The organism is Treponema sp., from assembly GCF_051883275.1.
In the GTDB taxonomy this organism is placed as follows: domain Bacteria; phylum Spirochaetota; class Spirochaetia; order Treponematales; family Treponemataceae; genus Treponema_D.
This window is the reverse complement of record NZ_JBJETK010000040.1, coordinates 1-3372: the sequence shown is the minus strand read 5'-3', so window position 1 is coordinate 3372 and position 3372 is coordinate 1. Positions and strand designations below refer to the sequence as shown.

Here is a 3372-nt window from a genome sequence, read left to right as displayed (position 1 = left end):
TATTTTAAAGTTACCTCTAAAAACTGAAGTTTTTAGAGGTTGCACATTTCTATTTTTTGAAAGGAGAGTTTTAGAAGTAATATCAGAAAATTTTTCAGAAATTACAGTTCGAGGCTGTTTTCATTCTGCAGGAAATCAAAAAGTCCGATCGTAACGATTCCGTCATTATCGCAATATGGCTTTATTACATCTTTAACGACGATTATTTTTTTGAAGCTGTCATCAACGCTTAAAAGAGATTTTTTTTCCTGTGATTCTTTTTCGCCGGAAGCAACGCTTAGCGCAGACTGAATGTAGTATTTCCTGCTCCCCTGGGTTGCAATAAAATCAATCTCATATTGCACACGCTTTTTTTTGCCGTCTTCGCCGGATTCTCTTTTTTCAACAATCCCCACATCAACATTGTAGCCGCGGTATCTGAGTTCATTGAAAATAACATTTTCCATAAGATGTGTTTCTTCTATCTGCCGAAAATTCAACCGGGCATTGCGCAATCCCACATCTTCAAAATAATATTTATTTGGTGAACCGATATATTTTCGACCTTTTACATCAAACCTGTTCACTTCATTTATTATGAACGCATCTTTCAGAATTTCAAAATATTTCAGAATGGTATTTATGCTGATTTTTGAATGTAGTACCGTTTCAAATGTCTGTAAAATTCTCGTCGGATTTGTAAGAGAGCCGGTACTTGATGCAAGGATATTTATCAAATCGTCAAGTTCCTGTGTCTTTTCAATCTTGTTGCGGCTGATAATATCTTTAAGATAAGTTTCCGTAAACAGATTTGTAAGATAGGCGGCTTTCTGTTCGTCGGTTTTCATCGAAAGAACCAGCGGAAGTCCTCCATAAATAATGTAGTCCGCCCATGCATGATATACATCGCCGTCATACCCCTGTAAAAATTCACTGAATGAAAAAGGCAGTACATGAACTTCGTCTCCGCGCCCCCGAAATTCCGTAAGTATATCCTTTGACAGGAATTTTGAATTTGAACCTGTAACATATATATCCACATTCCTCAAACGCAAAAGTCCGTTCAAAACACTGTAGATTTTTATCGGCTTTTCAGGGTGCCTGTACTCTTCGTCACTTATGGCAAACTGAATTTCATCCAGAATGATGTAATACATTTTTTCAGAATCCTTCACCAAAGAACGGATATGTTCCGAAAGTTTTTTTGGTTCACGAAGACTTTCATTTATATCATCATCCAATGCAATTTTTATTATGCAGTTTTCTTCAATTCCGCTTTTAATCAAAAAATCGCAGAACAGCTCAAACAGCAGATAAGATTTTCCGCATCTTCGGACACCGGTAACAACCTTTATCAGTCCGTTATTCATCCTGTTTTTTAACGCTTCCACATATCTTTTTCTGATTATATTCATTTTATTTCCTTACTGAACAAAACCGGTCTTTGTACCAATTTCATTCACTATAAATATAACCGAAAATTCCTGGAAAAACAATCATTTCAGTGAACAAAAACGCCCCTTGTGCCACTTTTGTTCACTAACTTATTTCCCTTCACAAAATAGAAATGTCAAAGAACCGGAGCAGTTTTTTTAATTTCCTGCCATATATCTTTCACGCTGAAAATCTGTAAAACTTACATACTTTCCGCATTGACTGCTAAATTTCCATCTCCCTCACATCATACTTTCCGCGCTTATACTTCACCAAAAATTCCACCAGCGTCATCTGCCGGCGTAACCGCTTGAACGAAAAACTTGCAAACAAGCGGAAAAGCCATTCAAGTCCGTGTCTTATCATAAAATCCGGGGCGCGTCTTACGGAATCTGACCAGAAATCTACTGCGCCACCGTTTCCGAATACGACCGGTACAGAAAGATTTGCCCTGTTTTCCCAAATCCACTTTTCCTGAAGCGGACATCCTTTGCAAACAATCAGAATATCGGGAGCAGCGGAGTTTATTTTTTCAACGAGAAAATCACCGTCAAATTTTGTGTAGCCGAATGTCCATTCAATAATCTGAATGTTCGGGTGGGCATTTTCCAGTTTAATTTTTGCGTTTTCAAGGTTTTCGATTTTTGAACCGTAAAGATAAATCCTTGTTTTTCGGTCATCGGGCAGATAGTCAAAAAAATCAGTTCCGGGAAAGCGGTTTTCTGCCCCGTAAGAAGTGCCGAGTTTTCTGTTTATGGCGTGAATGAGCCCGATTCCGTCTATAAAATTGTATTCCGTGCTTTTAAAATAATCGTGGAGAAGCGGATTTTTCTCCTGCGCAAGAAAAATTTCCGGATTAATGAACGAAACCGTCGCAACGCTCTTTTGCAAAAGGAGTTCTGAAAAAATATTTTTTATTTCCTCTTTGCTTTCGGGAATTGAAAGGGGAACATCTTCAAAAAGGTATTTTTTCATAAAATGTGTTCTCCAATTTTTTTTGCAGGAACGCCCGCATAAACTGAATTTTCTTCAAAATCTTTAGTTACTACGCTTCCCGCTCCAACAACGCAATTCCGTCCGATTTTTACACCCTTGCAGATGATAACATTACAACCAAGAAAAACATTTTCTTCCAAAAATAAATTGTCCGAGTACCATTTTCTTGAATATGAATTATAATAGTGAGTCAACAGTACCCCCCCCTAGTTATTGTGCATTTGTCTGCAATATGAATCCCAAGAGGATTTACTTCGTCTAAATAAACATTTGTTCCGATAAAAACTTCTTTTCCAATATTTTTGTAACCAATTAGCTTGAAAAGTTTTGCTCGCTGAAAACCCGAAATAAAAATACAGTTTTCAATTAAAGGTCTAAAAATATGAATTAAAATTCTTTTCAATTTATATTCAGAACGATGATTACGCATTTACAAAAGCCTCCTCCCTTGCCACATTGCACACAAACCGCGCGTTCCTGTCCGCTGACAAAAAATCAAGCATTTTCTCCGAACTGCAAAGTCCTTCCAAAAAAGATGCCGTATACACACCGCTACCGTCTTCACCCAAAACAGCCTTTCTGCCTTCATCGCAGCCGTTCAGCCACAGAGAACCTTTCACCACTCCAAATGCTTCGTCGCTCAAAATCCGAGCCGCCGCAACCTGCTGTTTTTCTTCGCAAGAATCACAATTTCCGGCATCGCTAAAATCTTCATCACACTCATCATCAACCGGAATAAGTGCGGTACACGCATCAAAAACAGACACCTGCTTCTTGCAAGTTTCTTCTATATAGATACGCTTAATCTTCTCGCCGCCAATTGTAAATCCGTCAGATGTGAGACGGTCGCTTTCATTTCCGCAGAAATACAGAAATAAAAAATCAGTTCCGTCTTCAGAAACACGCCGCAGAATAAATTTCAGCATCGCCTCGTCCACGCCTTCAGGAAGAATTAAAATCTCC

5 protein-coding genes are annotated in these 3372 nt (G+C 38.3%); all 5 read right to left on the bottom strand.

Going from position 1 to position 3372, the window contains the following annotated elements; genetic code table 11:
* Positions 1-101: 101 nt before the first annotated feature.
* Positions 102-1394, bottom strand: a complete 1293-nt coding sequence (locus ACI4L0_RS06305; RefSeq protein WP_439799321.1) for an ATP-binding protein — start codon at positions 1392-1394, stop codon at positions 102-104.
* A 244-nt stretch (positions 1395-1638) separates the two neighbouring features.
* Positions 1639-2388, bottom strand: a complete 750-nt coding sequence (locus ACI4L0_RS06300) for a WecB/TagA/CpsF family glycosyltransferase (RefSeq protein ID WP_439799320.1) — start codon at positions 2386-2388, stop codon at positions 1639-1641.
* Complete coding sequence (locus ACI4L0_RS06295) at positions 2385-2603, bottom strand: acyltransferase (RefSeq protein ID WP_439799319.1); 219 nt, start codon at positions 2601-2603, stop codon at positions 2385-2387. Before ACI4L0_RS06295 ends, ACI4L0_RS06300 begins: the two co-directional genes overlap by 4 nt.
* Positions 2600-2839, bottom strand: a complete 240-nt coding sequence (locus ACI4L0_RS06290) for a hypothetical protein (RefSeq protein WP_439799318.1) — start codon at positions 2837-2839, stop codon at positions 2600-2602. The genes ACI4L0_RS06295 and ACI4L0_RS06290 overlap by 4 nt, the downstream gene beginning before the upstream one ends.
* The coding region (locus tag ACI4L0_RS06285) for a hypothetical protein (RefSeq protein WP_439799317.1) at positions 2832-3372 on the bottom strand (541 nt) is incomplete at its 5' end. The genes ACI4L0_RS06290 and ACI4L0_RS06285, both read right to left, overlap by 8 nt.

Excerpts from the sequence above, each read along its gene's own strand:
- ACI4L0_RS06305 (WP_439799321.1), bottom strand. The coding sequence starts at position 1,394 with ATGAATATAATCAGAAAAAGATATGTGGAAGCGTTAAAAAACAGGATG.
- ACI4L0_RS06300 (WP_439799320.1), bottom strand. The coding sequence starts at position 2,388 with ATGAAAAAATACCTTTTTGAAGATGTTCCCCTTTCAATTCCCGAAAGC.
- ACI4L0_RS06290 (WP_439799318.1), bottom strand. The coding sequence starts at position 2,839 with ATGCGTAATCATCGTTCTGAATATAAATTGAAAAGAATTTTAATTCAT.